The organism is Coriobacteriia bacterium (assembly GCA_003149935.1).
In the GTDB taxonomy this organism is placed as follows: domain Bacteria; phylum Actinomycetota; class Coriobacteriia; order Coriobacteriales; family QAMH01; genus QAMH01.
The window spans coordinates 581,205-605,271 of the sequence record QAMH01000006.1 but is presented as its reverse complement, the minus strand read 5'-3'; the positions used below and the strand labels follow the sequence as shown (position 1 = coordinate 605,271).

20 protein-coding genes and 1 tRNA gene are annotated in these 24,067 nt (G+C 60.6%); 16 read left to right on the top strand and 5 right to left on the bottom strand.

Translation table 11 applies throughout. From position 1 onward, the window contains the following. Positions 1-16: 16 nt before the first annotated feature. The gene (locus DBY20_05500) at positions 17-619 is read right to left on the bottom strand and encodes a hypothetical protein (GenBank protein ID PWL79319.1); all 603 of its coding nucleotides are present in this window, start codon (positions 617-619) and stop codon (positions 17-19) included. 74 nt (positions 620-693) lie between these two features. Next, on the bottom strand, positions 694-966 hold the full coding sequence (locus tag DBY20_05495) for a hypothetical protein (GenBank protein ID PWL79318.1): 273 nt from the start codon (positions 964-966) through the stop codon (positions 694-696). A gap of 144 nt (positions 967-1,110) precedes the next feature. Between DBY20_05495 and DBY20_05490 the strand changes: the two genes are divergently transcribed. The 8 genes from DBY20_05490 to DBY20_05455 all read left to right on the top strand — a co-directional run bounded on the left by DBY20_05490 (position 1,111) and on the right by DBY20_05455 (position 10,593). After that, the gene (locus tag DBY20_05490; GenBank protein ID PWL79317.1) at positions 1,111-1,869 is read left to right on the top strand and encodes a hypothetical protein; all 759 of its coding nucleotides are present in this window, start codon (positions 1,111-1,113) and stop codon (positions 1,867-1,869) included. A gap of 45 nt (positions 1,870-1,914) precedes the next feature. Continuing rightward, positions 1,915-3,114: a phosphoglycerate kinase gene (gene pgk, locus DBY20_05485; GenBank protein PWL79316.1), complete on the top strand. Its 1,200-nt coding sequence runs from the start codon at positions 1,915-1,917 to the stop codon at positions 3,112-3,114. 35 nt (positions 3,115-3,149) lie between these two features. Next, positions 3,150-3,938: a triose-phosphate isomerase gene (locus DBY20_05480; protein ID PWL79434.1), complete on the top strand. Its 789-nt coding sequence runs from the start codon at positions 3,150-3,152 to the stop codon at positions 3,936-3,938. Positions 3,939-4,013: 75 nt separating this feature from the next. Continuing rightward, entirely contained in the window at positions 4,014-5,561 is a 1,548-nt protein-coding gene (locus DBY20_05475; protein PWL79315.1) for a 2,3-bisphosphoglycerate-independent phosphoglycerate mutase, read from the top strand. Between the two features lie 88 nt (positions 5,562-5,649). Beyond that, complete coding sequence (gene secG, locus DBY20_05470) at positions 5,650-5,907, top strand: preprotein translocase subunit SecG (protein PWL79433.1); 258 nt, start codon at positions 5,650-5,652, stop codon at positions 5,905-5,907. Between the two features lie 20 nt (positions 5,908-5,927). Beyond that, positions 5,928-6,016: transfer RNA gene (locus tag DBY20_05465), tRNA-Leu, on the top strand. Between the two features lie 1,034 nt (positions 6,017-7,050). After that, complete coding sequence (locus DBY20_05460) at positions 7,051-8,112, top strand: phenylalanine--tRNA ligase subunit alpha (protein PWL79314.1); 1,062 nt, start codon at positions 7,051-7,053, stop codon at positions 8,110-8,112. Between the two features lie 33 nt (positions 8,113-8,145). Beyond that, on the top strand, positions 8,146-10,593 hold the full coding sequence (locus tag DBY20_05455; protein PWL79313.1) for a phenylalanine--tRNA ligase subunit beta: 2,448 nt from the start codon (positions 8,146-8,148) through the stop codon (positions 10,591-10,593). Between the two features lie 147 nt (positions 10,594-10,740). Here DBY20_05455 and DBY20_05450 read toward each other — a convergent pair whose 3' ends face one another. The 3 genes from DBY20_05450 to DBY20_05440 are packed head-to-tail and all read right to left on the bottom strand — an operon-like array spanning position 10,741 to position 14,518. Further along, entirely contained in the window at positions 10,741-11,844 is a 1,104-nt protein-coding gene (locus tag DBY20_05450) for a hydrogenase formation protein HypD (GenBank protein PWL79312.1), read from the bottom strand. Then, on the bottom strand, positions 11,844-12,104 hold the full coding sequence (hypC, locus tag DBY20_05445; GenBank protein PWL79311.1) for a HypC/HybG/HupF family hydrogenase formation chaperone: 261 nt from the start codon (positions 12,102-12,104) through the stop codon (positions 11,844-11,846). Before hypC ends, DBY20_05450 begins: the two co-directional genes overlap by 1 nt. A 2-nt stretch (positions 12,105-12,106) precedes the next feature. Next, the gene (locus tag DBY20_05440; GenBank protein ID PWL79310.1) at positions 12,107-14,518 is read right to left on the bottom strand and encodes a hydrogenase maturation protein HypF; all 2,412 of its coding nucleotides are present in this window, start codon (positions 14,516-14,518) and stop codon (positions 12,107-12,109) included. Positions 14,519-14,693: 175 nt separating this feature from the next. Between DBY20_05440 and DBY20_05435 the strand changes: the two genes are divergently transcribed. The 8 genes from DBY20_05435 (at position 14,694) to DBY20_05400 (ending at position 24,046) form a co-directional block, all read left to right on the top strand. Then, positions 14,694-15,692 carry a nitrate ABC transporter substrate-binding protein gene (locus DBY20_05435; GenBank protein ID PWL79309.1) on the top strand — a complete coding sequence of 333 codons (999 nt, stop codon included), beginning with the start codon at positions 14,694-14,696 and terminating at the stop codon, positions 15,690-15,692. A gap of 18 nt (positions 15,693-15,710) precedes the next feature. After that, a complete protein-coding gene (locus tag DBY20_05430) occupies positions 15,711-16,688 on the top strand; it encodes a prenyltransferase (protein ID PWL79308.1) in 978 nt (325 codons plus the stop codon). A gap of 32 nt (positions 16,689-16,720) precedes the next feature. After that, positions 16,721-17,533 (top strand): ubiquinone biosynthesis methyltransferase UbiE, encoded by an 813-nt coding sequence (locus DBY20_05425; protein ID PWL79307.1) that lies wholly within the window; start codon positions 16,721-16,723, stop codon positions 17,531-17,533. Then, positions 17,517-18,320 carry an ABC transporter ATP-binding protein gene (locus tag DBY20_05420; GenBank protein PWL79306.1) on the top strand — a complete coding sequence of 268 codons (804 nt, stop codon included), beginning with the start codon at positions 17,517-17,519 and terminating at the stop codon, positions 18,318-18,320. The genes DBY20_05425 and DBY20_05420 overlap by 17 nt, the downstream gene beginning before the upstream one ends. After that, positions 18,313-19,050 carry an ABC transporter permease gene (locus tag DBY20_05415; GenBank protein ID PWL79305.1) on the top strand — a complete coding sequence of 246 codons (738 nt, stop codon included), beginning with the start codon at positions 18,313-18,315 and terminating at the stop codon, positions 19,048-19,050. Before DBY20_05420 ends, DBY20_05415 begins: the two co-directional genes overlap by 8 nt. Positions 19,051-19,249: 199 nt before the next feature. Beyond that, complete coding sequence (locus tag DBY20_05410) at positions 19,250-20,620, top strand: tRNA nucleotidyltransferase (protein PWL79304.1); 1,371 nt, start codon at positions 19,250-19,252, stop codon at positions 20,618-20,620. A gap of 240 nt (positions 20,621-20,860) precedes the next feature. After that, complete coding sequence (locus DBY20_05405) at positions 20,861-21,175, top strand: hypothetical protein (GenBank protein PWL79303.1); 315 nt, start codon at positions 20,861-20,863, stop codon at positions 21,173-21,175. Between the two features lie 36 nt (positions 21,176-21,211). Next, positions 21,212-24,046, top strand: coding sequence for an isoleucine--tRNA ligase (locus tag DBY20_05400; GenBank protein PWL79302.1), 2,835 nt, complete (start codon positions 21,212-21,214; stop codon positions 24,044-24,046). The last annotated feature ends 21 nt before the right edge of the window (positions 24,047-24,067 follow it).

Genomic DNA, 24,067 nt, shown 5'->3' with positions numbered 1-24,067 from the left:
CCCTGCTCGCGTAGCGTCAGTACACGGTCTCGTCGTAATCCGTTTCGTGCCTGCCGCCGCATGCGATGCAGGGCACTGGCGTGACGTGATCGAGCACGCGCTCGTTATAGGGGCTCGAGTGGCGTTGATCGCAAACTGGGCAGCGTGTCCATTCGATATGCGTTTTACCTGCTACCGTGACCTCACGGGCGGTAGAAGCCTGATGGTGCACCGTGCGATAGACCGGTTGTTCTCGATATGCCGTGTGGTGAACGATGTAGCCTTGCCGCATGTCCGTTTCTGGCGCTTGCTCGACAGTCGCTGTCGCCGTGTCTGGCGTTGGCAACGCGTCTTGCACGGTGTCAGCGCTCGTCGTGCCTTCGGAGATATCGGGTACCTCGCTTCGCGCGTCATCGGCTTGCGCAGACTGCTGCGTTTGTTGCGCCGTGTCGAGACCACGAGCATCGTCTGGAGCTATGCCGGGCATGATGGCGCCGATATAGGGATCTGATTGTTCGATGGATTGTCGCGATGGCGAGCGAGCTGATTCGTCAGAGACTTTGGGTTGGCTGTGCAATGCCCAGGCGAGACTTGTCGAGCCTCCGATGAAGATGACGAGCGAGATGGCGAGAATCGTCAAATCTCTGGTTGATCGTGCCTGTGTTGATGCTGTGCGTCTGTTCCTCCTCGAGACGCGCTGCTTCAAGCTACCTCCTAGTTGTTGGTGACGATGAGGGCGATGATGAGGATGATGATGACGAGAAACGCGAGAATCTGGAAACGCCCAAGCCAGGTGTAACGATTCTCCTTGCGGATCATCTTGGCGATTTCCGCATCGCTCTTATCCGGATTAATGAGCTTGAGATACTCTGCATAGCTCATATTCTCGGGAATCTGCACCTTCTGGGAATCTTGCTCGGGCTCCTCGGGCGAGGGACTGGCCTTCGCCTGTCCGTCTGATGGTGCTTGCGTCTGCTCGTCGCTCATCGTGCCTCCTGTAGTCGTACACGGGCATACAGTGTAGCGCATACGCTGGCGTATGCACGCGAAAGCACCAAATTGCGATGAATGCCAAGGCGCGCGTTTTATGGTACCTTTCTCAGCAGATGATTTCTCGACCAGGAGGACCACATGACCTTGCTAAAGCGTGTTCGTCTGGCACTCGCTGCTACTGGTGTGACGCTTTTTGCTTGCGCGTGCCTGACTGCATGCGGTGAGCCCATTGCGGCGACCTACGACGGTGGATCGGTCACCGAGGAAACAGTCACGAGTACCATTGAAAACATGCGGACGTATTACGAGCTCGAGGATGACGCGGCCTGGGCCGAGTTCGTCAAGGGCCGCGAGTACGATACGGGCGCAAATGGCTCCATGCAGACGGCAGTCGAGAAGGCGGCCGCGCAGGCGGCAGCCGCAGCTGGCCAGACCGACGAAGACCAGACCGAGGGTACTGCCGAGGAAATGCGCGAGTACGTCATCGAGCAGATCATCCGCAGTCAGCTCATCGAGAAGGAGATCAAGGACCGCAAGCTCGAGGTGAGCGATGAAGACGTTGACGCATACGTCGAGCAGCAGCGTTCCTATGTCGAGTCAAGGCTCATGGAGGGTGTCTTCGAGAGCGTCCTGCAGAGGCAGGGCTACAAGGACCTCGATGAGTATCGCGAAGAGATTCGCGAACAGCTCAAGCAGCTCAAGCTCCAAAATGAGGTTTCGACCATCACAACGGACGATGGCCAGGAGATTTCCGGCAAGACCGCATGGTCCACATGGTTCGATAAGCTGTATGAGAGCGTCCATCCCAAAATCAATCCAGCTCCACAGCCGTTGCCCTACGCAATCGTCGAGGTAGCGCAGGATTCAGGTGCCGAGGGTGCACCGGAAGGCGAATAAGCAAGGCCAAGTTGGCGGATACATCTCACAGAACAGGGGAGAAGCATGTATTCCAAGAAGACCATCAAGGACGTCGACGTAGCCCACAAGCGCGTATTAGTGCGCGTGGACTTCAACTGTCCGTTGTATGAAGGTACCGTCGTGGATGATACGCGCATCCGCGAGGCGTTGCCGACCATCCGTTACCTCCTCGACCATGATGCTCGCGTCATTATCGCGAGCCATCTGGGCCGTCCCAAGGGGGATCATTTCGAGAGTCAATTCTCGATGATGCCCGTGGCCATGCGCCTCATTCAGTTGCTCGGACGTCCCGTTTCAGTCATTGGTGGCGAGAAGATTGCCGGCGAGGATGCCCTTTCGGCTTCGCTCGCGCTCAAGGACGGCCAGATCATGATGCTCGAGAATCTGCGCTTTGACGATGGCGAGAAATCCTGTGACCTGCAGTTCGTGCACCGCCTTGCCTCGCTCTGCGATATATATGTCAACGACGCCTTTGGCGCAGCGCATCGCGCTCATGCTTCCATCAGCGGCGTGCCGGAGTTCGTTCCGGCTGTGAGTGGCCTTCTGCTCGCCAAGGAGGTCGAGACGCTCACCTCGATGCTCGAGAATCCCAAGCGTCCCTTCGTTGCCATTTTGGGTGGCTCGAAGGTGTCGGACAAGATTGGCATTATCAGCAACCTCATGGACATCGCCGATACCATACTCATCGGCGGTGCCATGATGTTCACTTTCCTGGCAGCCCAGGGATATTCGGTTGGCCAGTCCAAGATGGAGGCCGACATGGTCGATACGGCTCGCCAGATGCTCGAGACCGCCAAGGAGAAAAACGTCAATCTTGTCATTCCCGTTGATGTCAAGATGGCCGATCAGTTCTCCGACCTTGCCTATACCGAGGCCGTCGATGTCGACGCCATTCCCGATGACATGATGGGGCTCGACATCGGCCCCAAGACAGGCCGCATGTATCGCGAGGTCATTCGCGAGGCCGGCACCGTCTTCTGGAATGGCCCCATGGGCGTCTTCGAGTTCCCGTCCTTCGAGCTCGGGACCCGTTGCGTTGCCGAGGCCGTGGCCGCATCCGACGCGACGAGCATCATCGGCGGTGGCGATTCGGTCGCGGCTATCAAGAAATTTGATCTGGCTGATCAGGTCACGTTCATTTCGACTGGCGGCGGTGCCTCGATGCGTCTGCTCGAAGGCAAGGAACTTCCGGGCGTCATGGCGTTGATGGACAAAGAAGCGTAAGACGACGAGACGGGGAGCAGCGTATGTTTGGCGCAATGCAAGATACCGCCGCCCGCATGCCGATGATTGCGGGCAACTGGAAGATGAACAAGACGACGGTCGAGGCCGTGACGCTCTCACAGCAGATCTCGTTCGAGTCTGACAAGGCCTGGGAGGCAGTCGAAGTGGTCATCTGCCCACCCTTCACCGACCTCAAGTCAGTCTTCAACGTTCTCACCTTTGACCACTCGAGCATCAAGCTTGGTGCCCAGGACGTGTATTGGGAGCCCGACGGAGCCTATACCGGCGCCATTTCGGTCTCCATGCTCAAAGAGCTCACCTGCGAATACTGCATTGTCGGGCATTCGGAGCGCCGCGAGTACTTTGGCGAGACCGACGAGACGGTCAACAAGAAGGTCAAGGCGCTGCTTGCCCAGGGACTTCATCCCATCATGTGCTGCGGTGAAGACCTTGATGTGCGAGATGCGGGCGATACGCTGGCCTTCATTGGCGAGCAAGTACGACTTGGCTGGAAGGGCGTTGGCGAAGAGGACATCGCCAAGTCGGTCATCGCCTACGAGCCCATCTGGGCAATCGGTACGGGTCGTGCTGCCACGCCCGAGCAGGCGCAGGAGGCATGCGCGCACATCCGCGGCGTCGTTGCCGACTTTGCGGGCGCAGACGCGGCGAGCAAGATGCGCATTCTCTATGGTGGCTCAATGAATACGGGCAATGCCGAGCTTTTCCTGCCGCAACCCGATGTCGACGGAGGCCTCATTGGCGGAGCCTCGCTCGATGCCAAGGCGTTTTCGACACTCGTTGAGATGGCGCTCAAGGCAAAGTAGTTTGCGTGCAACAAAAGAACTGTTCTACCGGGGCGATCTGTGATTGCCCCGATTCGTTAGAGGAGCATCTGAGATATGAAACCGTTCCTGTTGGTGATTATGGATGGCTATGGTCTGGCTGAGGACGGTCCGGGAAATGCCATTTCGCTTGCATCCAAGCCCTACTTTGACGAACTGTGGGCACAGCGCCCCCATACGACACTCGGAGCATCGGGGCGTGACGTTGGCCTTCCCGATGGCCAAATGGGCAATTCCGAGGTCGGGCACCTCAACATGGGTGCTGGGCGCATCGTACATCAGGAGCTCACGCGCATTAACGATGCATGCGAGAACGGCAGCATCGAAGAGAACGAGATTCTCATCGAGGCGATGGATGCAGCCATTAACGCGAATCGTCCCATTCATCTTCTGGGTCTGCTCTCTGATGGTGGCGTGCACAGCAATATCGAGCATCTCGAAGCGCTCATCGAAATGGCAGCCAAGCGCGGTGCTCGCGATATCCGCATCCATGCTTTTCTCGATGGTCGTGATGTCGATCCAAAGAGCGGCGCGGGCTATGTTCAACGCATCGTCGATTTCTGCGACCATATCTTCAATGATTACAATGGCGCCCAGGCAGAGATTGCGACCATATCGGGTCGTTACTATGCGATGGATCGTGACAAGCGCTGGGATCGCGTGCAACAGGCTTGGAATGCGATTGCACTCGGCGCAGGCAAGGGCTTCGCGCGCAACCGTCCCGTCGGCGCCGTCGAGGCTTCCTACAAGGTAGACATCACCGATGAGTTCGTCATCCCAACGGTTCTCAACCATCGCGGTGTCAATGATGGCGACACAATGATCTTCTTCAATTTTAGGCCCGACCGTGCCCGTGAGCTCACCCGTGCCTTCGTGGACAAAGACTTCGATGGCTTTCCACGTCCCAATGTGCCGGATGTCAACTTCGTTTGCCTGACGGAGTACGATCCGACCATCGATGCGCCCATTGCGTTTCCCAAGGCCTTCCCGGAGAACACGCTGGCCGATTTGCTTGCGGCGCAAGGCCTGCGCCAGTTCCATATTGCCGAGACCGAGAAGTACGCGCACGTCACATTCTTCTTCAACGGCGGTGTCGAGCAACCCAAGAAAGATGAGGAGCGCAAGCTCATCGCAAGCCCCAAGGTCGCGACCTATGATTTGCAGCCCGAGATGTCCGAGCCACTCGTTACCGAGGCGCTCGAGCAGGCGATCAACGATGACGTGGCCGATGTCTACATCGTGAATTATGCCAACTGCGACATGGTTGGACACACGGGCGTGATCGAGGCTGCCACGGCTGCCGTCGAGGCAGTCGATCATGGCCTTTCCCATGTGGTCGAGGCGATTCTCGCCAAGGGTGGTGCCGCACTCATTACGGCCGACCACGGCAATGCCGATAAGATGCTCGCCGACGATGGAGAGAGCCCGTTCACGGCTCACACGACGGCTCGCGTACCGTTCGTGCTTGTCTGCAACGATGCGTCACTCGGCCTTGTCGACGGGGATGATGCACGCTTGGCCGACGTCGCCCCCACGCTCATCGACTTGCTCGGCCTTGAGAAACCCGAGCAGTGGACGGGAAATTCACTGTTGACCCGCGCGTAGGAACTGTTAGAATGACTAACCTGTGACGCGTAGCGCGCGTCACGATGGTAAGAAGGAAAGGCATTTCGTGGACGCGATACTCAATGTGATGCACTCGGCGCCGTTTATGTATATCGTCTTGGTTCTCTGGGCGATTTCGGCAATCGGCCTTGTCATCTTCGTGCTTATGCATTCGGGCAAGGGTACGGGCGTTTCCGAAGTCATTGCCGGCAGCATTTACGGTACTGACACCGGATCGAGTATCGTCGAGCGCAATCTTGACCGAATGACGGTTATCTTTGCGGTCGTGTTCATGGTATCCTTGCTTCTCCTGATGATTTCCTTCCCCACGGGGTCGGTTCACTAGTCATCAGAGCTATTTGAAAAGTCGGAGTGGCGGAATGGCAGACGCGCTAGCTTGAGGTGCTAGTGCCCACATTACGGGCGTGGGGGTTCAAGTCCCCCCTCCGACACCAGTGATTTCGACGAATATCCCCCGGTCAGGGGGATATTCTCTTTCATAACCCGTCACATTTCGTCATATTTTCCGTGAAGATTCGTGAAGGTTTGACCTGCGAAGACGTGTCTTGCTGGTACCTGGTGTTAATCGAAAACGTGAAGATTCGTGAAGAAAAAGGAAAAAGAAGAGGACCCGCCTGAATGGATGAGAGGAGAAGGCGGGTCCTCACAAGGAGGGATGCGACTAAGCGTCGCGACTGATTCGTGTGCCGAGTCAAATTACTTGATTTGACGAATCAGGCGGGCAAGTTGGGGAGACCTTCCCGCTGACATGCAATATACGCGCATTGCGCTCAAAATGGGGCAAATTCGCATTCTCGCCACATCTTTTTAACTCTCTTGTTGCTTTTTATGCCGTTTTGTGTAGACCCTGTGATGAAAGTCGATTTGTCCATATCTTGATAATCTCTCAAGACTATATCCTAGATGTTGATAATTACCGATAGTCCCGTCTATTCACGTTTCCGCAATTCTCATCTCTTCACAAGGTTCTCATAAATGTTGGAATACGTGCGAGCGGGGAAGCCGTTGAGCGAAGGTACAAGGGAGCGCGCCGTAAAGACCACGAAGTGGGCTGTCGGGAAGCGACCGTCGAAGCGAGGCGGCTTCCCCGCTCGCACGTAACATCGTTTAGGCGAAAAATGCCCTGTCCATTTCCTCATTCGGCGGCGCTGAGTGCTATACTTCGCGTCACTGCGTTGATGGAGACAGTTGCATGCTTTCTCGAAGCAGAAAGCCAGAGACGTGCCCGTGTTGCTGGAAAGGCGCGACGCATCAGATGCATGCAAATTCACTCCGGAGCTACTCGCTGAACGGCATTTGCCCAGTAGGTGAGTCGGGTGCTCCCGATACAGGGCACAAATGAGCGGGTTGCAAGATGCAGCCAACCGAGGTGGTACCGCGGATTATCTTGATCCGTCCTCGCATGTCATGCGGGGGCGTTTTTTATTGCCCTCACGTCGTGTGGACGATTGGTCGAAAGGACAAGAGAATGGCGCTGAAGGAAGAACTGGAAGGCTTGCGCGACGAGACGCTTGCCGCCATTTCGGAGGCCGAGACAAGCGATGCACTCGAGGAAGTGCGCATCGGCGTGCTTGGCAAAAAGGGATCGCTCACGAGCGTGCTGCGCAGCATGCGCGATGTCCCGCCCGAGGAGCGTCCCATCGTGGGCAAGCTCTCCAATGAGGTGCGCGATGTGATTGAGGCGGCACTTGCCGAGCGCAAGACGGTGCTCAAGGCAGCCGAGCTTGATGCCCAACTTGAGGGGAGTGCGGTTGACATCACGCTGCCTGGTCGTAGCATGCCCATCGGCAGCGAGCATCTCATCAACCGCATCATCCGCGAGTGCACCGACATCTTTGCGGGTATCGGCTACGAGGTCGAGGGTGGACGCGAGATCGAGACCGACTGGTACAACTTCACGGCGCTCAATTCGCCCAAGGACCATCCGAGCCGCTCCATCCAGGACACCTTCTACATCGTCGACCGCTCTGGCGAGGTAAGCAACGTACGCGGTGAGAGCGACGTTTTGCTGCGCACTCAGACCTCGGGCACGCAGGTGCATGCCATGGAGGACAAGGAGCCGCCCATCTACATGATCAGTCCGGGCAAGGTGTATCGCCATGACGTGGCTGACCCCTCGCACCTGCCGCAGTTCCATCAGATCGAGGGTCTCGTCGTGGACAAGGGCATCACCTTTGGCGATCTCAAGGGGACGCTCGACTACTTCATCAAGGCGTTCTTCGGCGAGGAGCGCAAGACCCGCTTTCGCGCCCACTTCTTCCCCTTCACCGAGCCGTCTGCCGAGGCGGATGTTTCCTGCGGCATTTGCGGTGGCGAGGGCTGTCGCTTCTGCAAGCACACGGGTTGGGTCGAGATCCTGGGCTGTGGCATGGTCGACCCCAACGTCTTCGAGAACGTGGGCATCGATCCCGAGGTCTATACGGGCTTTGCCTTCGGCGTGGGCGTCGAGCGCCTTGCCTGCCTCAAGTATGACGTGCCCGACCTGCGCATGCTGCTCGAAGGCGACATGCGCTTCCTGCGTCAGTTCTAGCCCGCAACGTTTGTAATAGATAAGGAAACCACCATGCTTGTTTCATTGAAATGGCTTGACACGATGGTCAAGGTGCCCGATGCCCTGCAGGACTTCTGCGACAGGCTCGATTTGACTGGAACCGGCGTCGAGGGCGTCGAGAAGATGGGTGCCAACCTCGACGGTGTGAAGATCGGCCTCGTTAAGACCTGCGAGCCGCATCCCGATAGCGATCACATGCACGTCACGACCGTCGACTTTGGCGATGGCGCCGAACCGACGCAGATCGTGTGCGGAGCGCCCAACGTGCGCGCTGGCCTCAAGGTTGCCGTCGCGACCATCGGCACGGTGCTGCCCGGCGACTTCAAGATCAAGAAGTCGAAGCTGCGCGGTGTCGAGAGCTGCGGCATGATCTGCTCGGAACGCGAGCTCAACTTGGGAAGCAGCCATGAGGGCATCATGGAGCTGCCCGAGGATGCGCCCCTGGGCGAGTCGTTTGCCGCCTGGCGTGGCCTGAGCGACACGGTGCTCGATCTCGAGATCACGCCCAACCGCCCCGACTGCCTCTCGATGAAGGGATTTGCCCGCGAGGTGGGCGCCATGTACCACATCCCGTGGCACTATGATCCGCCCTGTGACGTGCCCGGCCCCACCAATGCCGAGGACGTGCGCGACCTTGTCTCGGTCGAAATCGACGACCCCGAGCTGTGCCCGCGCTATACGGCTCGCATCATCCGCGACGTGAAGATCGGCCCCTCGCCGCAATGGCTCGTCGAGCGCATCACGGCCCTGGGCGCCCGTCCCATCAACAACGTCGTCGACATCAGCAACTACATCCTCTTCGAGTTGGGCCAACCCCTGCACACCTTCGACCTGCGCGCCTTTCCCAAGGGCGCCGATGGCAAGCATCACGTGGGCGTGCGTGCCGCGCGCGATGGCGAGAAGTTCACGACGCTCGATGGCGAGGAACGCACGCTTACCAGCGACATGGCGCTCATCACCGATGGAGAGAACCCTGTCGCCCTTGCCGGTGTCATGGGCGGCCTCGACAGCGAGGTCACCGAGACAACGACCGATGTGCTCCTGGAGAGTGCGACCTTCTCGACGGCCCACACGAGCCGCACCTCGCGCAACCTCTCGCTCGTGAGTGAGGCCTCCCTGCGCTACGAGCGCGGTGTGGATGCGACCACCTGCGACGAGTACTCCGCCATCGCCGCCGCTCTCATCGCCGAGGTCGCGGGTGGCACGGTCTGCCTCGAGGTGGTCGATGAGTACCCCATTCGTACCGAGCGCGCCAAGCTCACGTTGCGCCCCGATCGTCTCCGTGCCCACATCGGCGCAGACATCACTGACGAGGGGCAGTTCCGCATCCTCACCGATCTGGGGTGCGATGTCGAAGGCAAGCCCGGCGATAAGCAGGTCGAGGTCATCGCTCCAACCTTTCGTCCCGACCTCACGCGGGAAATCGACCTGTACGAGGAAGTTCTGCGCATCTATGGCATGGACCGCATTCCCTCGACGCTTCCTGGCGGCGCTCATGCGGGCGGTCGTACGGTCGAGCAGCAGCGCATCGAGCTCATGGCCCAGACGTTACGCGCGTGCGGCATGAACGAGACGATGACATACTCGCTCGTGCCCTCCGACGACATGGACAAGACGCGTATGCCCGAGGAAGGCCGTGGCGAGGCCGTCGAGCTCATCAATCCGATGAGCAGCGAGCAATCGGTCCTGCGTCGCAGCATCATTCCCGGCCTGCTGCGCAGCGTTGCCTACAACCAGAGTCGTGGCGTCTTCGACGTACAGCTCTTCGAGCGCGGTGTCGTCTTCGGTGCGGCCGAGGGACGCAAGTCTCCGAAGGAACGCACGATGCTCGCCGGCGTGCTTGCCGGTTCCTTTACGCTTCCGGGTTGGAACCAGGCAGCGCAGGCCATCGACTTCTTCGATGCCAAGGGCATCGTCGAAAACCTCATGCGCGAGCTTTGCGTGCAGAAGCTGCAATTCAAGGCACTTGATGCCGATGAGGCCCCCTGGTTGACGCCAGGACGTGCTGCAAGCGTTATCGCAGGCGGGCGTGTGTTGGGCTGGGTCGGCGAGATGCATCCGCTCGTCTGCCAGGCCTTTGATGTGGAGGGTTCCGTTGCCGCATTCGAGTTCGACGTGCATCAGCTGCTCGGCGTGACCGGCGACATGCGCCCGTACGTGGACGTGCCCGTCTATCCGGGCATCGAGGTCGACCTCGCCATCGTCGTCGACGAGGACGTGACGGCCGAGCGCATCGAGCAGTGCATCACGAGCGCCGGCAAGAAGGGTCCCTTCGAAAGCGTGCGCCTCTTCGACGTGTACCGCGATGACGAGCGCGTGGGCGCGGGCAAGAAATCCATGGCGTTCAGGATCACCTATCGTGCGAGCGACCGTACCCTCACGAGCGAGGAAGTCGAGAAGGCCCACGAGCGTATCGTCGCCAAGGTCATGAAGGCGACAGGCGGCGAGGTGAGAAGCTGAGACCGCGTGACGTTCTCAGCGGCGTAACCGACAATGTCATTTCGACCGGAGGCGCGTAACCGACGATTGTCATTTCGAACGGGGGCACGTGACCCACGATTGTCATTTCGACCGGAGGCGTGCAGCGCCGGAGTGGAGAAATCTCTCCTATCGCAGGTACTTGTAGAACGCGGCGCAGGAGCCTTCGCTCGAGACCATGCAAGGGCCAATGGGGTGCTCCGGACTGCAGGCCGTGGCAAAGAGCGGACACTCGCTCGGGTCCATGACGCCGCGCAGCACATCACCGCAGCGGCAACCCTTGGGCTCGATCGTCGGCTCGATGATGGGTGAGAACTTGGCAAGCGCATCGAAGCGGGCGTACTTCTCGCGCAGCCTGTAGCCAGAATCGGGGATGAGGCCCAGACCGCGCCAGGTGGCATCACAGGGCTCGAAGGCCTCGGCGATGGTCGCCTGGGCATCGACATTGCCCTCGTCCTGCACGCCACGCCGGTAGTCGTTCACGATGTTCGCCTCACCGCGTGCGAGCATGCGCAGCAAGATCGCAATGCCGCTCAGCAAATCGTTTGGCTCGAAGCCCATGATGCATCCGGGAATGCCATAGTCACGCGCGAGGAATTCGTAGGGCGTGCGGCCGATGATGGTCGAGACGTGCCCTGGCAGTATGAGGGCATTGATGGCGACCTCAGGATCGTTGACGAGCGCTTCGAGCGTGTGCGGTACGGTCTTGTGCGCGGCAAAGACGCTGAAGTTCTCGATGCCGGCCGCCTCGGCGCGTTTGATGGTAGAGGCGATGAGCGGCGTCGTGGTCTCGAAACCAACGCCCACGAAGATGACCTCGCGGTCGGGATTTTCCTGTGCGCAGCGCAGTCCATCGAGGGGGGAGTAGACGATGCGGATGTCGCGTCCGGCGGCTTTCTCCTCGTTGAGTGAGGAAGTTGAGCCTGGCACGCGTGTCATGTCGCCGAAGGTCGTGATGATGACGTCATCGAGACGCGAAAGCGCGATGACCGTGTCGATGTCCTCGTTGGCCGTGACGCAGACGGGGCAACCAGGACCGCTGACAAGCTTGATGCCCTCGGGCAAAATGCTGCGGATGCCCGCTCGGGCGAGTGCGACCGTATGCGTGCCGCAGACCTCCATGAGCCTGATGTGCCCGTCACAGCGTTCGAGAGCTGCCGGGGCAATATCGTTGATGCGGGCAATGAGCTCCTTGCCGAGCTTGGGGTCGCGAAATCCGGAGAGGTCGAGCATTAGGCGACACCTGCGCCCATGCCGGGGTGGTCCTCATCGATGAGCTCGGGGAATTGCCTGATGAGCTCGAGCGTTTCGTTGGCGAATTGCTCGTCGATGATTTCGATGCCGTAGCCGGCATGCACGAGTACCCAATCGCCGACTTTTACCTTGGGGACAAGATCAAGTGCCACCTCGCGCGTGACGCCCATGATGTCAACGGTGCCCATCATCTGCTTTTCATCAAGCTCGGTGACTTGAGCGGGTATTGCCAAGCACATGTCTATTCCTCCAAACGTGCGCAGGCAACGATTGCCTGTCCATACGAGATACATCCATCATTGGGCGGAAGTTCGCGGTTGATGTAGACCGTGAATCCCAGGTCTCCTAAGCGCTCACACAGCTGGGAGAAGAGTATGCGGTTGACCATGCAGCCACCGCTCAAAGCAATGTCGTTGATCCCCGTCTCGCTTCGCGCCCGTAGCGTTTGTTCGATGATAGCGTTGATGAGGCCCTCATGAAACGCTCGTGCCGTGAGCGGGTGCTCATCGTCATTGCGCCAGGCGGCTGCCTCGAGCAGGCAGGCTGCCTCGCCGTCATAGCCGGGATGCGTGCAGATGCCCAGGAGTGCGCTTGCCGCATCGAAGAGGCGTCCTGTAGACGAGCACAAGGGCGAGTTAATGCCCTTTTCGATCATTTGGTCGAACAACGTGCGGTTCTCGAGGCGTTCGAGGAAGCACGCGAATTGCGGGTTATCGAGGGAGAACTGGCCGAAGAATGCATCGTCAAGCTCGTCATATGCCTTGAGCAGCGCATATGCAGTGCGCTCGGGGTTGAGGATGGCGGCAGCACCGCCTGGCAATGAGAAGCCAGGCAGGTGCCAGAAGCGTTCGAATTTGCCACGCGTGGCGATGAGAATCTCACCACCCCAGATCGTGCCGTCCGTACCGTATCCCGTACCGTCGAGCGCGATGCCGATGACGGGGCCTTGCAGTTCGTTCTCGCCGAGCACCGAGGCGATGTGCGCATGATGATGCTGCACTTCGATGAGCGGCAGATCATGTTCACACGCGTATTCGCGTGCCCATTTGCTTGCAAGATATTCGGGATGCATGTCGCAGGCAATGACCTGCGGATGCGTGTCGAAGAGCTGTTCGTAGCGCTCGCGTGCCTGGTGCCATGCGCGCATGGTGCCTAGATGCTCGAGATCGCCAAGATGCTGCGAGATGTAAGCGTGCTCGTCGTCGAGGAAGGTGAAGGTTGCCTTTTGCTCGGGACCGGCTGCGAAGATGATGGGGACGGCGCGTGACGGGGGGACGGGGCTAACGTCACACTGGGATTCGTGTGACGTTAGCCCCGTCCCCCCGTCACGCCCGAGGATAAGCGGCGTGGGCGCATAGCCGCGTGCGCGGCGAATCATCTGGACGGACCCATCATCCGTGATGCGGGCGACGGAGTCATCGTAACGTGCGACGATCGCGCGGTTGTTACCGAGAAAGCCATCGGCGATGTGTCCGAGCGCATCGAACGCCTCACAGTCGGTGGCGACGATGGGCTCGCCGCTACGATTGCCGCTCGTCATCACGAGGGGCGTATCGAGCTCGTGCATGAGCAGATGCTGCAGGGGAGTCGCCGGAAGCATGAGGCCAATCTCGGGCAGGTCTCCCGCGACGTTTGCGGCGATGGGGGAGTCTGGCACGCGTTCGAGCAGCACGATGGGACGCGCCGGGCTTTCGAGCAGGGCGGCTTCCTCATCAGACACGCGAGCATACGTGCGTGCCATGTCGAGATCGCGCACCATGACGGCAAGCGGCTTGCTTGGACGATGCTTGCGCACGCGCACGCGCGTGACGGCTTCCTCGTTGCATGCGTCGCATGCCAGGTGCCAGCCGCCGAGCCCCTTGATGGCAAGAACGTCGCCTGCACGCAATTGTTGCGCTGCGTATCCTATGATCGCATCTGATTCTTCCCGCGCGAGATGCTGCCTTTCGAGAATCAGTGTCCCCTCATCGTCAAATCCACCTTCAAGGACAGCTTCTGATACGGAGGCGGAAAGGGCATTCCCACGAGGAGTCAAAACGGTCTCGACGAGGGGGAATACCCTTTCCGCCTCCGTATTAGTGTCCACCCACCAGATCCGCGGCCCGCACGCGAAGCAGGCATCGGGCTGGGCGTGATAGCGGCGATCTGCCACATCGGCATATTCCTCGGCACATTGTGGGCACATCTCGAAAGCGCGCATCGAGGTCGCGGAGCGGTCATAGGGTAGCTCCTCGATGATGGTGAAGCGCGGGCCGCAGTTCGTGCAGTTGATGAACGGGTAGTGGTAGCGGCGGTCGTTCGGGTCGAAGAGCTCGTCTATGCAGGCATCGCAGGTGGCAAGATCGGGGCTCACGAGCGTGCTCGCATGCTCGCCATGCGCCGATGCCCGGATGGCAAAGTCATCAAGTTCTTCGCATGAACCTGGCCGCGACAGGCAACTCAGGATGTGGGCGGCTACAGGTGCGTCCTCGACAAGCGCGTCTTCGAACGCATCCAGCACGGCTGTATCTTCGTGCTGCACCTGGATCTCGACGCCGTGGGTGTCGTTGAGCACCCACCCCGTGCAGCCGAGCATGCGCGCGCAGCGCACGACATGGGGCCTGAAGCCCACGCCTTGCACGATGCCGTTGAGATGTATCCTGCGCGCCTGCATGTACCGCCTTTCCGCGTAGCGAGTGTATCACGCGCGATGCCGCGAGATGCCAACCGTCCCGTAACGTCAGCCGGAGCGCACATGCGTGCGGCCAGCTGCGTGAAACATGTTGAAGCGCCCGGCCAATCGCCCTATCCTATCGGGGTATTGAGTTCACGTACGAGGTGGCCACATCATGAAATCTGCACTGACACGACGTTTCCTTCCGATGCTCTGCTCCGTTCTCGCGCTTGTCGCGGTTCTTGCGCTCGGCGCGTGCTCCGCGCAGCAGCCAGCCGGCTCCATCCGCATCGGCACCATGCCGACCGAGGACATCCTGCCCATGTGGGTTGCCGAGGAAGAGGGTCTCTTCGAGAACGCGGGCGTCGATGCCGAGATAGTCGTCTTCGATTCCGCCCAGGGCCTTTCGGCGGCGCTGACGGCTGGCGAGGTCGACATCGCGATGACCGACCCCATGCGCGCGGTCAAGCTCTGCGAGTCCGGCACCGACCTCTCACTTGAGTGGATCACGCTCGGAGCGACACCCGAGCAGGGGCGCTTTGGCGTGCTGACGAGTGCCGATAGCGGTATCACCTCGCTTGCCGATCTCGCGAACGGTACCAAGGGCGTGGGGCTTGCCGCCAATACGGTGCCCGAATACGTCTTCGAGCAGCTGTGCGTGCAGCAGGGTATCGATCCCGCGAGCATCCCGGTGAGCGAGGTTGCGAGCCTGCCCGATCGTTATGGTCTCGTCGCTGCCGACCAGCTCGATGCCGCCGCGCTTCCCGCGTCCATGCTCGCGCTCGGCCAGGCATCGGGCATGGTGCTGCTTGCCGATGACGCGACGGGCGAGAACGTTTCGCAATCGGTCATGGTCGTGCGCGACGCCTATAACACGGGCGAGGGCGCCAAGACCCTGGCTGCCGTGCGCGAGGTGTGGGATGAGGCCGCAAGCCGGATTAACGCCGATCCCGAGAGGTACCGCATGCTGCTCGTCGAGAAGGCAAACCTCAACGAGCAGGTCGCCGCGAGCTACGCCATCTGCGAGTATCCGATGGCGCGCACTGCCCAAGGCGAGCCCGCCTATCCTCCTGCCGAGCTCATCGAGCCGGTGCTTTCGTGGATGAGCGCCAAGGGCTACGTCACCAAGAACGTGAGTTACGACGAGTCAAACGGCTCGTTTGTCATCTCGTAGGCAATCGCGACGCAAACGATGGCAGCCTCCGCACCGACGACGAGATACGAGTCCCTCACACCGCTCATGTGCGTGCGTCTCGCCGCGCCGCATACCTGGCCCGGCCCCTCAGTGCTCACGACGGTCTTCGGCGGTGTCTATGCCATCGCTTGCGGCTATGACTTCTCGCCGTTCATCTGGTGTCTGTTGCTTGCGGTCGCCGTCTTCGCGCAATCCGCGGTCAACACCCTGAACGATTGGGCCGACTATCGCGCCGGCACGGACACGGTCGAGAACTCCGATGATCCCACCGATGCCGTACTCGTCTACAGCAACCCCAACCCGCGTTCCGTGCTCATACTCGGCCTTGCGTACATGGCAGTCGCGCTTGTCTGCGGGATCATCTGCGTGCTGTGGTCGGGAAGCGCGATTCCGCTCGTCATCGGTGCTGTCGGCGCGCTGTTCATCGTATGCTATTCGAGTGGCAAGCTGCCTATCTCGTATTTTCCGCTTGGCGAGCTCGTGAGCGGTGTGGTCATGGGCGCGCTCATTCCGGCGGCCGACATCTGCATCTTCGCCGCGCATACGTATCCGGATGCCGGACTCTTCGGCATGCCCTGGCCTGTCGATTGGCTGCGCCTCGTCTCGTGTCTCGCGCCCTTCGTCATCAGCATCGGTATGGTCATGGCCACGCAGAACAACTGCGATATCGAGCGCGACATTCCCGTCGGACGAAAGACGCTTCCCGTCGTGCTCGGCCGCTCGCGCAGCGTCATCGTCTATCGCGTCTTCGTCGTGCTCTGGATTGCCATCGTGCTGCACTGTGCGTTCTGGTACTTCAACGCCGGCTTCTGGGCCGCGTGCGTGACCTTGGTGTTTGGCATCGGGGCTGTGCGCTTCCTGCTCACCACGCCGCTTACGCACGAAGTCCGCGGTCCGTCCATGGGCGCGGTCATGAAGGCAAACCTCTTCTTCAACGGCGCGCTCGTCCTCGCCGCGATGGTGTCGCTCATCTAGCGCAGCATCCGTCACTTTCCAAATCCGCTATCATGGTGCATCGATATTGCGAGGAGGGGAGTGTTGTGGCCAAGGAACACGTGCACGGTGTATTCGAATCGATTGCCGATGGGTACGATGCGGCAAATGACCGCATCAGTCTCGGCATGCATCGCCTCTGGAAGCGCGCGTTGTGCGACGCCGCGCTCAAGCCCTGCACGAACGCCAAGCGCGCGGGCTTCATCCTCGACGTGTGCTGTGGCACGGGCGACATCACCGCTATGCTCGCCGAGAAAAACCCCGATGTACTCGTCTGCGGGCTCGATTTCTCCGCGCATATGCTCGATGTCGCGCGCGAGCGCACGAAGGCCCTGCCCAACGTGATGCTCGTCGAGGGTAATGCCATGGAGCTGCCCTTCGATGACAATACCTTCGACTCTGCCGTCATCAGCTTTGGCCTGCGCAACACGCCCGACTACGAGCAAGTCGTGAGCGAGATGGTCCGCGTGACGAGGCCTGGCGGCGTCGTTGCCTGCCTCGATGCCTCCGTACCCGAGAGCACCGTCATCCAGCCCTTCTACCAGTTCTATTACAAGAACGTCATGACGCTCTTCGGCGGTGGCATCTCGCATCGCAAGGAGTACGACTGGCTCTACGAGAGCACGCAGGAGTTCCTGCGCAAAGACGAGCTCGTGCGCCTCTTCGAAGACTGTGGTCTTATCTCGGCGTGCGCGCGTCCGTTCATGTTCGGTGCCGCTGCCTTGCACACGGGCGTCAAGCCGCTGTTCAGCGTACCGCTGACCAGTGCCGTTGCCGACGCCGTGAAGAAGGCTGCCTGCAGCAAGGACGATGCGGCCGATGCATAAGCTCGAGTTTCGCGATGTGACGCTGCGTTATGACGACGAGCGTCATGGTGCTGATGGGCTGCTTGCGCTCGAGAGCCTGAGCCTTGCCGTGGATGCGGGCGAATCGCTCGCCATCATCGGGCCTTCGGGCTGCGGCAAGTCATCCACCTTGCAAATGGCCGCCGGGCTCGTGCGCCCCTCAAGCGGCGAGGTGCTCGTCGATGGCCAGCCCATCACGAAGCCACGCCAGAGGACGGCGCTCATCTTGCAGGACTTCGGGTTGCTGCCCTGGAAGACGGTGCTCGCCAATGCCGAGCTCGGCCTCAAGGTACGCGGCGTCGACCGCGAGCAGCGCGAGGCAAAGGCGCGTGAGGCTCTGGGCCTCGTCGGCCTTGCCGACTTCGCGCATGCCTATCCTGGCGAGCTTTCCGGCGGCATGCAGCAGCGTCTCGCCCTGGCGCGCTCCATCGCGCTCGATGTCGACTTGCTGCTCATGGACGAGCCGCTCTCCGCGCTCGATGCGCTCTTGCGCGAGCAGCTGCAAGACACCCTGCTCGAGCTGTGGCAGAAGGAAGGCTATGCGCAACTGCTCGTGACGCACTCCATCGACGAGGCGGTGTATCTCGGGCAGCGCATCGTCGTGTTGAGCGCGCGCCCCGGCCATGTGGTCGGCGTGCTCGATAACCCCGCGATGGGCCAGGCCGCCTATCGTGGCAGCTCCGCGTATTACGAGCTCTGCAACGAGATTCGCGCCTTGCTGCGCGATGCAACGCATGCTCACGAGGACGAGGAGGCGTGCCATGCGTAAGGCCTTGGGGTATGTGTGGGGCACCATCTTCGTCATCGTCTTGTGGTGGGTGTGCGCGGCGCTCATCGCCTCGCCCGCGCTTCCCACGCCGGCAGCGACGCTACCCGCGCTCGCCGACAACATCGGCAAGATCGCTCCCGAGTTCATGGTGAGCCTCGGGCGCATCCTGCTCTCGATGGCCATCGGAGCGCTCTTCGGCGTGCCGCTCGGCCTGTGGGTCGGCCGCTCCGAGCGCGCTGATGCTATCTTCGGCCCCGTGCTCTACGTGCTCTATCCCGTTCCCAAGATCGTCTTTCTGCCCGTCCTCTTCGTGCTCTTCGGCCTGGGAGGGGAGGGCAAGGTGGTGCTCATCGCCATTGCCGTGTTCTTCCAGATGATGGTCACGATGCGCGATGCCGCGAAGAACGTGCCAGCCGGTGCGGTCGAGTCCATGCGCTCGCTTGGCGCGAGCAAGTTTGCCATCTATCGTGACGTCATCTTCCCGGCGACCATCCCCGACCTGTTCACCGCTCTGCGCATCACCTGCGGTACGGCTGTCGCGATTCTGTTCATCGCCGAGTCGATGGCAGGTTCGAGCGGCCTGGGCTATTACATCATGCATGCATGGTCGCTGCTCGAATACGCCCGCATGTTTGCCGGCATCGTGGCGATGGCGCTGCTCGGCGTGCTGCTCTACGAGGCCTTCGACATCGTCGAACGCCGCCTCACCCGCTGGCGCAGGAGCGCATAGCCGAGGGGCTTACGGTCGCCGAACGCGTGTCGCTTGCCAATGACTCGCACCCGAAGCTCCAAAATCGCGAGACTGCTGCGGAACTCGCGCGCAAGAGCGGCGCGCTCAAACAGTCCTCGCAAGATCGTCTCGCGATTTCGGAGCTTCTGTTCGTCGGGCAGCGCGACACGCACCCGGCTACCAACACACACGTCATAAGATGTACCATATCCTCATGGACATCGAGATTCCACAGAGCGCCCGGACCATTCTCGACCTGCTCGAAGCGGCAGGCCACGAGGCCTATGTCGTGGGCGGTTGTGTGCGCGATGCGCTCATGGGCCGCACGCCCGCCGATTGGGACATCACCGCCTCCGCCAAGCCCGATCAGATCAAGGCCGCAGCTGCCAAAGCGGGCCTCAAGACGATCGATACCGGCATCGCGCATGGCACCGTGACCGTCATCATCGACCACGAGCCCTTCGAGGTCACGACCTATCGCGCGGACGGCGTCTACAGCGACGGGCGCCACCCGGACTCCATCGAGTTCCTCGACCGCATCGATGGCGACCTGGCTCGTCGTGACTTCACGATAAACGCCATGGCCTACAACCCTGCGCGCGGTCTCGTCGACCACTTTGGCGGCCAGGCCGATTTGCAGGCAGGCATTTTGCGCGCCGTGGGCGATCCACGTGAGCGTTTCACCGAAGATGCCCTGCGCATCGTGCGGGGCCTGCGCTTTGCCGCCCAGCTCGGGTTCACCATCGAGCCCGAGACCTCGGATGCGATGCACGAGCTGCGGGGCCTGCTCGACAACATTGCTGTCGAGCGCATCTGGGTCGAGTTTCGCGGGCTGCTCGAAGGACCCTATGCCGTCGACGTCCTACGCGCCTACAACGATGTGGTCTTCACCATCATCCCCGAGCTCGAGCCCGAGTTCGAATTTGACCAACGCAACCCCTTCCATCGCTATGACGTATGGGAACACACCCTGCATGCTCTTGAGGCAGCGCCGACGGACATGGAGGCGACCTTGCGTTTCGCGTTGCTGCTTCATGACATCGGCAAGCCCCACTGTCTCACCATCGACGAAGAGGGCAAGGGCCATGCCTATGGGCACGAGAAGGTGGGTGAGCCCGTCGCCGCAGAAGTTTGCCGCCGTCTGAAGCTGCCCCGTTCCGAATGCGAGACAGTCACACAGGTGGTGCGTCATCACATGTTTTCGATCCCCGACACCCCCAAGGCCATGCGTCGCTTTTTGCTCAAGCATGGCCCCAAACGTGCCCAGGATCTCTTCGCCATCCGTCGCTGCGACAAGAGCGGCATCGGACGCGGGCAGATGGTTGACAGTCCCATGAGCATAGCGTTTGCCAAGGCCGAGAAACTCATGGACGAACAGCTCAACGCCGAGCCTGTCTTCGGCGTGAAGGACCTTGCGATTAACGGTTCGGATTTGATCGCGCTTGGTATGGAACCCGGGCCAGTTATCGGTCATGTGCTGCAGGTGCTTTTGAATGAGGTTGTCGATGGCGACGTGCTCAACGAACGCGAAGCACTCATCACACGCGCTCAACAATTGGTCACTAGATGACTATGCGTTGGCAGACCGTCGAGCGGAGGCCTAAGGGAGCGCGCCGTAAGGACCGCGAAGCGGGCCGTCGGGAAGCGACCATCGACGCGAGGCGGCCTGCCAACGCGCGCCGCGAAGCGGGCTGTCGGGGAGCGACCGTCGAGGCTCGTCATCGCATGTCCGGCGACTGGCCCCGCGTAGCGGGTCGTCGGGAAGCGACCGTCGAGGTTTGCCCTCGCCATAAACTGTTGCTGATTCGCCATGGCTCTTGCGTTAGAATCGGGGGTTACATATCGACGAAAGGACACCACCATGGCCGAGAAGAACAAGCAGGTCCGCTTCAACATCCAGGCAAGCCCCGACCGCATGTGCGGCGTATATGCCAATGCCTCGATCGTGAGTACGACCAATGCCGAGTCCCGCATTGACTTCCTCTACGTCGACCATGCCAACAAGCAGGGCGATGACGTCCCAGCGCATCTCGTTGCGCGCGTCATCATGCCCACTACCGCGCTCGCCGACCTTTCGGAGACCTTGAGCAAGCACATCTCCAAGCATCTCGAGCAGGGAATGTAGACCCCATCGAAGCCGATTAAATCAAGAGAGACGAAAATGCCTGATACGCCAAACTACAAGCATACGATGAACCTCCCCAAGACTTCCTTCAAGATGAAGGCGAGTTTGCCCCAGCATGAGCCGGAGCGCCTCAAGAAGTGGGAGGACATGGACCTCTACTACAAGGTGCTCGCCCATAACGAGGGGCACGAGTCCTTCGTCCTGCATGACGGGCCGCCGTATGCCAACGGACCCATTCACATCGGCCATGCGCTCAACAAGACGCTCAAGGACATCATCGTCAAGTATCATGCGCAGCGCGGCTACTACGCGCCATACGTTCCCGGCTGGGACTGCCATGGCCTGCCCATCGAGAACAAGGTGGAGGAGGAGCTTGGTCCCGAGAAGATGGCCAAGATTGATGTCCCCACCTTCCGCAAGATCTGCCGTGAATATGCCGAGAAGCAGGTTGATGGCCAGCGCGAGGGTTTCAAGCGTCTTGGCGTTTCCGGTGACTGGAACAACCCCTACCTTACCTTCACGCCCGAGTACGAGGCGGGAAACATCGAGGTCTTCAAGGACCTCTATCTTTCGGGGGCGATCTACCGTGGTCGCAAGCCCATCCACTGGTGTACGCATTGCCACACGGCGCTCGCCGAGGCCGAGATCGAGTATTCCGACGAGGTGAGCCCCTCCATCTTCGTGAAGTTCCGCTTTACCGAGGTGCCCGAGGCCTTCAAGCCGGTCATGCACGATGACGCGGCGATGTCGGTCATCATCTGGACGACCACCCCGTGGACGCTTCCTGCCAACGCTGCCGTGAGCCTCAATCCGGATGCGGAATACGTTGCCGTGCGCGTGCGCGGCGAGTACTTCGTGCTTGCCCGCGAGTTGCTGGAAAGCGTCGCCGAGAAGGCGGGTTGGTCGGGCTACGAAGTCGTCGAGAAGGACGGCGAGCCCTTCGTCGTGAAGGGCGTCGACCTGGCAGGCGCTACATACAAGCATCCCATTCATGCTGACATGACGGGCACCCTCATCTACGGTGATCATGTCACGTTGGATACGGGTTCCGGTGCGGTTCACACCGCTCCCGGCCATGGCGCCGATGACTACGAGGTCGGCCTCAAGTTCAACATACCCGTCATCATGCCCGTCGATGACGATGGCACGTTCATGCAGGGCGGTGGCCCCTGGGCTGGCAAGGATGCCGTCGCCAGCAACGAGGACATCATCGCGTGGCTCGACGAGGACAACGCGCTCATCGCCCGCGAGGATATCACTCACTCGTACCCTCATTGCTGGCGTTGCAAGAATCCCGTTATCTTCCGCGCGACCACGCAATGGTTCGTCTCCATGGACAAGACGGGTTTGCGCGAAAGGGCGCTCGAGCAAATCGATGATAACGTGCGCTGGATTCCCGCCTGGGCTTCCAACCGCATCGGGTCGATGGTCGAGGAGCGTCCCGATTGGTGCATCAGCCGCCAGCGGTACTGGGGCGTGCCCATCCCGGTCTTCAAGTGCAAATCCTGTGGAGAGATTGTCGCCAACGAGGAAAGCTTCGATGCCGTCATCGAGCTATTCCGCACCAAGGGTGCCGATGCCTGGTACACCACTGCCCCCGAGGATTATCTGCCATCGAGCGTGTGCTGCCCCAATTGCGGCAGCCATGACCTCGAGCCCGAAAAGGACGTCCTCGACGTCTGGTGGGAGTCCGGCGTGTCGCACACGAGCGTCTGCGAGGCTCGTCCGTACCTGCATCGTCCGGCCGACGTGTACCTCGAGGGTTCCGACCAGCATCGTGGCTGGTTCCAGTCTTCGCTGCTCACGAGCGTGGGAGCCTATGACGAGGCTCCTTTCAAGACGGTCGTGAGCTGTGGGTTCACGGTCGATGAGAATGGCCGCAAGATGTCCAAGTCCCTTGGCAACGTCATCGACCCACTCGAGGTCTGCAAGGAGTTCGGTGCCGACGTTTTGCGTCTGTGGGTGGGTTCGGTCGACTACTCGCAGGACATGTCCGTGAGTCACACCATCTTCGAGCGCACTTCGGATGCCTACCGTCGTATTCGCAATACGTTCCGCTACCTACTCAGCAACCTCAACGACTTCACCAACGAGGATTACGTCTCTGCCGACGAGATGCTCGAGTTTGACAAGTGGGCTCTTGCCCGCCTGCAGGCGCTCGTAGAGGAGACGACGCAGGCTTACGAGGACTATCACTTCCATAGCGCCTATCGTGCTTGGTACGACTTCATCGTCAGTATCTCGTCCGAGTACTTCGATGCGGTGAAGGACCGTCTCTACGCTGACGCTGCCGCTTCCGTCGAGCGTCGCAGCGCCCAGAGCGTGCTTGCTAACATGCTCGAGGCCATGGTACGCCAGTTCGCCCCCATCCTGACCTTCACTTGCGACGAGGTGTGGGAGAAGTACCCCGAGGGCATGATGGAGGATGGCCGCGTGGCATCTGTCCAGCTGGCCGGATGGCCCGCGGCAGAGGACTTCGCCCCGCAATTGCCGGTCGCCGAGCGCGAGGAACTCTTGGCTTCCTACGAGGTGGTCATGGCGGCTCGCGATGCCGTGATGAAGGCCATCGAGGAGGCGCGAAACGACGGCATGTTCACGAAGAGCCAGGAGGCCGCCGCGACGATCATGGGCAACACGCAGCTCATCGAGGCCTTGGCTGCCCACGGCCTCGATACGCTTGCCGAGGTCTTCATCGTGTCGGCCGTCGAGCTCGAGGAGTCCGATGATGCCGATGGCTTCGTGGCGAGTGTATCGCCGGCACCCGGCGAGAAGTGCCCCCGCTGCTGGAACTACCGCGAGCTTGGTCCCGACGGTTTGTGCGAGCGCTGCCATGACGTCGTGTTTGGCCTCGAGTTCGAGACCCTCGAGTAGCACATAGGTGTCGCGTAAGCG

Excerpts from the sequence above, each read along its gene's own strand:
- secG (PWL79433.1), top strand. The coding sequence starts at position 5,650 with ATGCACTCGGCGCCGTTTATGTATATCGTCTTGGTTCTCTGGGCGATT.
- DBY20_05450 (PWL79312.1), bottom strand. The coding sequence starts at position 11,844 with ATGCTCGACCTCTCCGGATTTCGCGACCCCAAGCTCGGCAAGGAGCTC.
- DBY20_05410 (PWL79304.1), top strand. The coding sequence starts at position 19,250 with ATGTACCATATCCTCATGGACATCGAGATTCCACAGAGCGCCCGGACC.
- DBY20_05455 (PWL79313.1), top strand. The coding sequence starts at position 8,146 with ATGCTTGTTTCATTGAAATGGCTTGACACGATGGTCAAGGTGCCCGAT.
- DBY20_05420 (PWL79306.1), top strand. The coding sequence starts at position 17,517 with ATGCGGCCGATGCATAAGCTCGAGTTTCGCGATGTGACGCTGCGTTAT.
- hypC (PWL79311.1), bottom strand. The coding sequence starts at position 12,104 with ATGTGCTTGGCAATACCCGCTCAAGTCACCGAGCTTGATGAAAAGCAG.
- DBY20_05480 (PWL79434.1), top strand. The coding sequence starts at position 3,150 with ATGCAAGATACCGCCGCCCGCATGCCGATGATTGCGGGCAACTGGAAG.
- DBY20_05430 (PWL79308.1), top strand. The coding sequence starts at position 15,711 with ATGGCAGCCTCCGCACCGACGACGAGATACGAGTCCCTCACACCGCTC.
- DBY20_05435 (PWL79309.1), top strand. The coding sequence starts at position 14,694 with ATGAAATCTGCACTGACACGACGTTTCCTTCCGATGCTCTGCTCCGTT.
- DBY20_05490 (PWL79317.1), top strand. The coding sequence starts at position 1,111 with ATGACCTTGCTAAAGCGTGTTCGTCTGGCACTCGCTGCTACTGGTGTG.
- DBY20_05405 (PWL79303.1), top strand. The coding sequence starts at position 20,861 with ATGGCTCTTGCGTTAGAATCGGGGGTTACATATCGACGAAAGGACACC.
- DBY20_05475 (PWL79315.1), top strand. The coding sequence starts at position 4,014 with ATGAAACCGTTCCTGTTGGTGATTATGGATGGCTATGGTCTGGCTGAG.
- DBY20_05425 (PWL79307.1), top strand. The coding sequence starts at position 16,721 with ATGGTGCATCGATATTGCGAGGAGGGGAGTGTTGTGGCCAAGGAACAC.
- DBY20_05460 (PWL79314.1), top strand. The coding sequence starts at position 7,051 with ATGGCGCTGAAGGAAGAACTGGAAGGCTTGCGCGACGAGACGCTTGCC.
- DBY20_05415 (PWL79305.1), top strand. The coding sequence starts at position 18,313 with ATGCGTAAGGCCTTGGGGTATGTGTGGGGCACCATCTTCGTCATCGTC.
- DBY20_05440 (PWL79310.1), bottom strand. The coding sequence starts at position 14,518 with ATGCAGGCGCGCAGGATACATCTCAACGGCATCGTGCAAGGCGTGGGC.
- pgk (PWL79316.1), top strand. The coding sequence starts at position 1,915 with ATGTATTCCAAGAAGACCATCAAGGACGTCGACGTAGCCCACAAGCGC.
- DBY20_05495 (PWL79318.1), bottom strand. The coding sequence starts at position 966 with ATGAGCGACGAGCAGACGCAAGCACCATCAGACGGACAGGCGAAGGCC.
- DBY20_05400 (PWL79302.1), top strand. The coding sequence starts at position 21,212 with ATGCCTGATACGCCAAACTACAAGCATACGATGAACCTCCCCAAGACT.